General features: G+C 63.4%; 8 protein-coding genes and 1 pseudogene. All 9 read left to right on the top strand.

All coding sequences use genetic code 11. The features are described from left to right. Positions 1-81 precede the first annotated feature (81 nt). On the top strand, positions 82-1,110 hold the full coding sequence (locus Q8J98_RS02270; RefSeq protein ID WP_305292962.1) for an IS110 family transposase: 1,029 nt from the start codon (positions 82-84) through the stop codon (positions 1,108-1,110). Positions 1,111-1,430: 320 nt separating this feature from the next. After that, positions 1,431-2,444, top strand: a pseudogene (locus Q8J98_RS02265) (IS5 family transposase). A gap of 99 nt (positions 2,445-2,543) precedes the next feature. After that, entirely contained in the window at positions 2,544-2,771 is a 228-nt protein-coding gene (locus Q8J98_RS02260) for a hypothetical protein (protein ID WP_305292961.1), read from the top strand. Positions 2,772-2,825: 54 nt separating this feature from the next. After that, positions 2,826-2,951 carry a hypothetical protein gene (locus Q8J98_RS02255; RefSeq protein WP_305292960.1) on the top strand — a complete coding sequence of 42 codons (126 nt, stop codon included), beginning with the start codon at positions 2,826-2,828 and terminating at the stop codon, positions 2,949-2,951. A gap of 16 nt (positions 2,952-2,967) precedes the next feature. Beyond that, positions 2,968-3,354: a DUF302 domain-containing protein gene (locus Q8J98_RS02250; protein ID WP_305292959.1), complete on the top strand. Its 387-nt coding sequence runs from the start codon at positions 2,968-2,970 to the stop codon at positions 3,352-3,354. A gap of 25 nt (positions 3,355-3,379) precedes the next feature. Next, entirely contained in the window at positions 3,380-3,916 is a 537-nt protein-coding gene (locus tag Q8J98_RS02245) for a rhodanese-like domain-containing protein (protein ID WP_305292958.1), read from the top strand. A 32-nt stretch (positions 3,917-3,948) separates the two neighbouring features. Further along, positions 3,949-5,052 carry an NAD(P)-dependent oxidoreductase gene (locus Q8J98_RS02240; RefSeq protein ID WP_305292957.1) on the top strand — a complete coding sequence of 368 codons (1,104 nt, stop codon included), beginning with the start codon at positions 3,949-3,951 and terminating at the stop codon, positions 5,050-5,052. Next, complete coding sequence (locus tag Q8J98_RS14770; protein ID WP_370868047.1) at positions 5,049-6,725, top strand: vitamin K epoxide reductase family protein; 1,677 nt, start codon at positions 5,049-5,051, stop codon at positions 6,723-6,725. The genes Q8J98_RS02240 and Q8J98_RS14770 overlap by 4 nt, the downstream gene beginning before the upstream one ends. A 243-nt stretch (positions 6,726-6,968) precedes the next feature. Next, the coding region (locus Q8J98_RS02225; RefSeq protein ID WP_305292956.1) for a hypothetical protein at positions 6,969-7,771 on the top strand (803 nt) is incomplete at its 3' end.

The following is a 7,771-nucleotide window of genomic DNA, read 5'->3' as shown; positions in this document are numbered from 1 at the left end:
GAGGCTTTGATGATGTGACCGCCCCCCGACGGCATCAACGTGCCAAGGTGGGTCATCAACGATCCACAAAGCAGAGCGGTCATGTCGGAGATTATCACGGTCGGGCTCGATCTGGCGAAGAATGTATTCCAGGTTCATGGAGCCGACGGCGTGGGCCGAGCGGTCTTGCGCAAGAAACTACGGCGAGCGCAGGTGCTGGAGTTCTTCAGTCAGTTGCCACCTTGTGTCGTCGCGATGGAGGCATGCGGTGGCGCTCATTTCTGGGGTCGTGAGATCGGCAAGCTGGGACACGACGTGCGGCTGATCCCGCCTGCCTACGTCAAGCCATTCGTCAAACGCCAGAAGAATGATGCCGCCGATGCCGAAGCCATTTGCGAAGCTGCACAGCGCCCGACGATGCGCTTTGTGCCCGTGAAGAGCGAAGAAACCCAGGCGGCGGCAATGGTCTTCCGCGTGCGTGAGATGTTGATCCGGCAGAGGACGCAAGCCATCAATGCCCTGCGCGGCCATCTGACCGAGTTCGGGCAGATCGTGCCGCAAGGGGCGGCCAACGCGAAGCGGCTTGTCGCGATTGTCGAGGATCCGGACAGCGGCTTGCCCGCCGTTGCGATCGCCGCCTTGAAGGTGCTGATCACGACGCTGTCCCATCTGGAGGCGGAGATCGAAATGCTCGATGCCGAGATCACCCGCCGGGCAAAGGCGAATGATGTGGCACGGCGGTTGATGACTGTGCCCGGGATCGGCCCCCTGATCGCCACAGCCATCGCGGTCTTGGCCCCGCCTCCCGAGACTTTCCACAAGGCACGCGATTTTGCGGCGTGGCTGGGTCTCGTGCCGCGGCAGCATTCCACTGGCGGCAAGCAGCGCCTTGGGGCCACGACCAGGATGGGCGAACGATCCCTGAGACGCCTCCTGATCATTGGCGCCAACAGCGTCATCATCAAACGGCACGTCCATGCCGTGGCCAAACCCGGCACATGGCTGGGCAGGATGCTGACGCGTAAGCCACCAATGCTGGTGCGGGTGGCGCTGGCGAACAAAATGGCGCGGATCGTATGGGCCCTGATGGCCCGGGGCGGCGTCTACCAGTCTCCGGCTGCGGCGGCATAAGCCGTCCGTCGGTCGCGAGGACGTCGGAGCGGAAGAGGGCAAGGAGCAGTTTGGCGCAACAGTCGTGAGACGGGATCGGGAGAACCAGTGTGCAACAGAGTGCCTTCGAGCACGCGGCTTTGATCTGGACCCGACCTTCGAACACCATACGGGCCCGCGGCATGTACGACGCCGCATACAAGGCCGGACACATGTCAGCACCCGATGACGCGCCAAGAAAAGCTCTGAAGATTCCTCTTGCGCAAGGGGCGGTTACACATGTTGCACAACTCCGCGGTTGGAGGATTCACAACGTGAATCCATGCGGTTAGAAGTTGGGGATGACGAAGCCCCCGCCTGCCCGCTATCGCACGACGAACTGGTCCAGTTACACTGTGTCGCTGCGCAGGCGCGGGTCGCTGCTGATCTGGCTGGACAAGGAGATGACCTGGCTCGCGCCGCATGATGGCCGCCCAGGCCGCCCTGTAGTGTTCTCGGAATGAGGAGGATCAGAAAACGGTCAGGGGGACTGTTTTCCCGACGAATGCGATCCAGTTCTGTCTGACCATCAAGGTCCTGTTCAAGCTGCCCTTGCGGCAGACGACCGGGATGGTGGCCAGCTTGTTGAAGATGGCGAACCTGGACTGGCCCGTGCCGGATTATACAACGCTGTGTCGGCGGCAGAAAACACTGGCTGTCCAGATCCCCTACCGGCGTGCCGATGGCCCGCTCAACCTGCTCGCGGACAGCACCGGGATCAAGTTCATGGGCGACGGTGAGTGGCAGGCCCGCAAGCATGGTGTTCAAGGCCGACGCGCTCGCCATTGTCGCTCGGACCAATGGCGCGACAAGGCTCGCGGCGCAAGGTGCATCTGGCCACGGACACCGCGACTTCGGACATCCGGGCGGTTGAGTTCACCCCCAGCAGCGACGGTGACAGCCCCGTCCTGCCAGAACTGCTGGATCAGATCCCCGAAGGCGAAGAGATGGGCACGGTGACCGGCGATGGTGCCTATGACACCCGCCGCTGTCACAGCGCCATCATCGACCGCCAGGCCACCGCGATCATCCCGATCCGCAAGAACGGTCGGCCCTGGAAAGAGGACTGCCCGGCCGCAATCGCCAGAAACGAAACCCTGCGCGCCACACGGCACTATGGCAGGGCGTTCTGGAAACGCTGGACCGGATACCACGCACGAAGCCGCATCGAGGCGAAGATGCGATGTCTCAAAGCCTTCGGCGAACGCATCGCCGCAAGAGACCCCGACCGCCAGACCGCCGAGATCCAGATCCGCGTCGCACTGATGAACCGCTTCTCAGCCCTCGGCACCGCCGAGATCGGTCGCGTGGCATGAAATCCACGAGAAAGGGCAAGTCACGCCTCGGGAACCAGTAATGCAACAACGCCGCGCCAATCCCAAGGGGCAGGCACGCGCCTTGGAAGGATGTTTGCCATGTCCGCGCCGACCAAAACCGCCAGCAATTCCGAACAGCAGGTCAAGACCGTCAAATCCTGCTGCGCAAGCGCTGCCGAGGGGCCGAAGAAAGACGCGGCGATGGCGCATATGGCCTCGGGCATGATGACCGAGTTTGCGGTCACGCCTCGGCCTGATGCAAAGCGGGGTGCCCTCACGTGGGCACCCCGGTATCCCGACGCGTCCACGCTGGCTGCCCCATGTTAGCCCGACGTTCGAACGAAAGGCGTAGCCTATGACAGAACAGAAGGAGACATGATGATGAACTGGAACGAAATGGGCCCCGGAATTGGTTTTGGAATGGGCTTCGGCTGGCTCTTCGGCCTGCTGATCCTTGTGCTCGTGGTTTTGGCCATAGCGGCACTGATCAAATATCATCGCAAATGAACAGGAGAAACGGACATTGACTTATACGATCAATCGACTGATCGAAGGCGCGGATATCGATGACGTCGAAGCCCGCACCCGCGCAACACTTGCTGATCATGGCTTTGGCGTGCTGACCGAGATCGACGTCAAGGCGACGATGAAGACAAAGCTCGACGTCGAGATGCCCGCCTACCGCATCCTTGGGGCCTGCAATCCGAAGATGGCGCATCAGGCAATCGGGATCGAGCCGCGGGTGGGCGCGATGCTGCCCTGCAACGTCATCCTGCGCGAGGTCGAGGGTGGGGTCGAGGTCAGCGCCATCGACCCGGTCGCGTCGATGCAGGCGATTGACAACGCCAAACTGACCGCTGTCGCCGGACAGGTCCGCGATATGCTGGTCAATGTCGTGCAGAATGTCTGAGGCTCAAGGCGCGCCGGTGTGCATCATGGATGGCGTCGTCAGCCTGTCCGTCGGCACGCCTGATGGTGCTGTCGAAATTTCCCGCGTCCCAGACGCGGACCATCGTTTGACGGACGAATGGGCGCACACGTCCCGGGCCGCGCCTCCGGCGCTGCTGCAACCGCTCGTGCCGGTTGCGGGTGTGGTGCCGCTTGGCGAACTTGAATTGATCGAGGCGCTGAGCGCGCCGGATATCGTGGTCGCTGACGGGCGCAAGCCGGACCAATATGCGAAATACACGATTCCTGGCGCGGTCAACCTGCCCTTTACCGATACCGATCAGGCGTTGGAGCATCTCGGGTGTCGCCGCGGGGCGGAGGGGTGGGATTGCCGTGATGCCGCCCGCGTCGCCCTGTTCTGCAACGGGGTCTGGTGCGGGCAATCGCCATCGGCGATCCGCAAGCTGGTGGAGGCCGGCTTTCCGCCCGGGCGCATCCTCTACTATCGCAACGGCCTTCAGGGGTGGCTGCTGCAGGGGCTGAGCGTCTGGACCCCGGGGAAGGCTGAAAGTTTTCATCTGTAGACCCGAAGAACCGTCTGTGTGTGGAGGAAAGCATGAAACCCGAAGGTGACGTCGTTCTGATCACCGGATCCAACGGTCGGATCGGCTCTGCCGTGATGCGCGAGCTGCGCAAGACCTACCCGAATGTGGTGGGATTTGATCGCGAGGCCCCGCCCGATCCGCCCGAAGGCTGCACCCGAATTCCAGTCGATATCACCTCGGACGCCAGCGTGACCAAGGGCCTGAAGCTGTTGCGGGCGCATCACGGTGGCCGGGTGGCCTCGGTCATCCACCTTGCGGCCTATTACGATTTTAGCGGCGAACCCAACCCGAAATATGACGAGATCACGGTCAACGGCACGCGGCGGCTGCTGGCTGGCCTGCGCGCGAATTTCGAGGTGCAGCAATTCCTGTTTTCCAGCACGATGCTGGTGCACAAGCCGGGCGAGCCGGGGATCTTCTTCAACGAAGACTGGCCGATCGACCCGACCTGGGCCTACCCCGAATCCAAGGTCCGCACCGAGGCGTTGATCCACGCGGCGCGCGGCGATGTTGCGACCGTGGTCCTGCGCTTTGCCGGGGTCTACGATGACGGCTGCCATTCGCCGCCGCTGGCGCATCAGATCCAGCGCATCAACGAACGCCAACTGGAATCGCACCTCTATGCCGGCGCGTCGTCGCATGGCACCGCCTATGTCCATATGGATGACGTGGTGAATGCGATTGCCCTTTCGGTGGCGCTGCGCGCGACGCTGCCCGCCGAAACCGTGCTGCTGATCGGTGAGGCCGAGGCGCTGAGCTATGACGAATTGCAGCATACATTCATGCGCCAGATCCATGACGAATCCTATGAAACCACCTCGGTGCCGGGTCCGGTGGCCAAGATCGGTGCCTGGGTCGAGGACAATATCCTTGGCCAGAAGCCTTTCATCAAGCCGTGGATGATCGACCGTGCCAGTGACCATTACGCGCTGGATATCAGCCGCGCCAAACAGGTTCTGGGCTGGGTGCCGCAGCACAGTCTGCGCGGTGCGATCCCCAACATGGTGGCGGCGCTCAAGGCCGACCCGCTGGCTTTTTACCAGGAAAACGCGCTGGAGCCGCCGGAATGGATGCTGGCCAACGCCGCTGCAACCGCACAAGAGCAGGGGGCATGACCATGGATCATTCCGGCCACGCTGCCGCGGCACCCGGCCCAGGCACCGACCCGATCTACACCTGCCCGATGCACCCCGAGATCAGGCGCAGCGCGCCGGGCAGTTGCCCGATCTGCGGCATGACGCTGAAGGTTGAGACGGCACCCTCCAGCGCCACGGCGGCGACGATGGCCGACCCGAAGCCCGCAGATATGACCAACGCCGGTCTCGCAATGCCCGGCATGGCCCATGGCATGGCGAGTGCGGCATCCGGCGGCATGGGCGACATGGTGGGAGATGCGCACCGCGCGCTGCTCTGGCCGCATTATGTGGCAATCATGCTGGGGTTCTGGATGATCAGCGCCCCGTTCACGCTGGGGTATCTGAGCGATTTCGCGGCCGATGCCAATCAGCTGCGGGTCATGGCTGAGCGCGGTCTGGCACCTTTTGCGCAGCGCGCCATGCTGATGACCGTCAGCGATGTGGGCAGCGGCGTTCTGATCGTGATCTTCGGCTATCTCTCAGCCAATGCCGCCCGGCGCTACCCTTGGGCGCAATGGGCCAATGCGGTGGTTGGTGGCTGGCTGCTGCTGGCGCCCCTGGTGTTCTGGACCCCGCTGGCCGGAGCCTATGCCAACGCCACCCTGATCGGCGGCGCGGTGATCGCGCTGTCAGTGCTGATCCCGATGATGCCCGGCATGAGCATGGAGGGCATGATGGGCAAGCCCGACATTCCGCCCGAATGGGGCTACAATCCGGCAAGCTGGTTGCAGCGGCTGCCGGTCGGGGTGCTGGCGCTGTTCGGCTTTCTGATCGCGCGCTATATGGCCGCCTATCAGTTGGGCCATATCGACGGCGTGTGGGAGCCGTTCTTTGCCGGAACCAGCGGGCTGAATGGCACCGAGACCATCATCACCTCGCCGATGTCCAGGGCCTGGCCGGTCGCCGATGCCGGGCTGGGGGCGGCGGTCTATGCGCTGGAACTGGTGATGACGTTCATGGGCGGCAAGGATCGCTGGCGCACCATGCCGTGGATGGTTCTGGCGCTGGCATTCCTGATCCTGCCACTGGGCATTGTCAGCATCTATTTCGTGATCGTGCAGCCGATCGTGATCGGCACCTGGTGCACGCTGTGCCTGCTTACGGCGCTGGCGATGGCGCTGATGATTCCGTTCTCGCTGGATGAATTCGTGGCGATGGGGCAGTTTCTGACCGCCTCGCAGCGCGCCGGAAAACCGTTCTGGCGCACCTTCTGGACCGGCGGCGCAATGGCGGGCGGCAGCGACGATCATTCCCGCGGCGTACTGGCAGCCAAGGCGCAGATGTTCGGGCAAGCGGCGCGGGGTGTCACCTTTCCCCCGGCGCTGCTGGCAATCTGTGCCATCGGCATCTCGCTGACCTTTACCCGGCTGACCTATGGCAACTCTGGGGCATTGACCAACAGCGACCATCTGACCGGGCTTTTGGTGGTGACGATCGCGATCATCGCGTTTGCCGAAGTGGCGCGCGCGGTGCGGTTTCTTGCCCTGCCCGCCGGGCTCTGGCTGATCGCCGCCCCCTGGCTGCTCGAAGGGGCGGCATCACCAGTGGCGCAATGGGGCAGCGTGCTTGCCGGGGTGCTGATTGCCGGTCTCGCCATTCCGCGCGGCTCGATCCGCAACTCGTATGGCGGCTGGGATGTCTTCGTGGTTTGAAACCGGCACCGAACGGTGCGCCGGGCGCTGGCAACCGTTGGCGGCGCGGCGGTCGACGGGGTGGCGGTGGCGCTACTGGCATGGCGCGAGGCATCGACCCTGCGCCCTGCACAATGTCCTTTGGACCGAAGCATTGCACGACAACCGGCGAAGGGGTAGGCAAAGACGGTAGCGCAATTGGCAAGCGGGAAAATGTAGATCCCATTTCGTTTGGTTCCGGCTTTGGGGCTGGCTGTTGCGGTAGTGCTGGGTGGACCGTCCGCCGCCAGTGCTGAGCCGATTGCGACGGATGCGATAAGCCCGATCAATGGCATCGCGGTCGATGCCGCATCAGCGCATCCGGTGTGGCTGTTGCTGGCGACGCAATACGGATTGCTCAACGAGGCACCGGATGGGGTTTCAGCGCTCGTTCCCGGGCTGGAGGTCGGGCTGACGGCACTGGTGAGTGCCCCTGAAAACCCCAAGGCGCTGATTGCAAGCGGTTTTGGTGCCACCGGCCAAGCGACAGGCTTGTTGGCGTCCGTCAAAAGTGGCACAACTTGGTCTGCCGCGTCAAACCCGGCCAACAGCCTGCTGGCGTTCCGCGCCTTCGGTGCCAGTGCCGCCGACCAGCAAGTGATCTATGCCATTGCCGATGACCTTGAGGTCAGCCGCGACGGCGGGAAAAGCTGGACCGCCGTCAAGCACTTGCCGAAAGACACGTTTTCGCTGGCGGTTTCGGCGCTGGATGTCGACAGCCTTTATGCCGCGACGATGACCGGGTTGCAGCAAAGCCGCGACAGCGGTGCCACCTGGCGGCCAGCCTACGCCACGCCCGCGCCGACAACCATGGTTCATGCCATGCCCGACAAGCGGATTTATGCCTTCGTTTACGGGGTCGGACTGATCTCGGCGCAGGAGCCGGATCTTGACTGGCAGGTGGTGTCCAGTGCTTTTGCCGACCGCTACATGGTGAACCTGACCCATGATCCGGCCACCCCGGACCGGCTGTTCGCCACCGTCGATACCGGCGCGATCCTGATCTGTGCCGACGGTGGCCATGGTGG

The organism is Phaeovulum sp., assembly GCF_030684035.1.
In the GTDB taxonomy this organism is placed as follows: Bacteria; Pseudomonadota; Alphaproteobacteria; order Rhodobacterales; family Rhodobacteraceae; genus UBA6213.
This window is presented reverse-complemented; position numbering and strand designations above follow the sequence as displayed.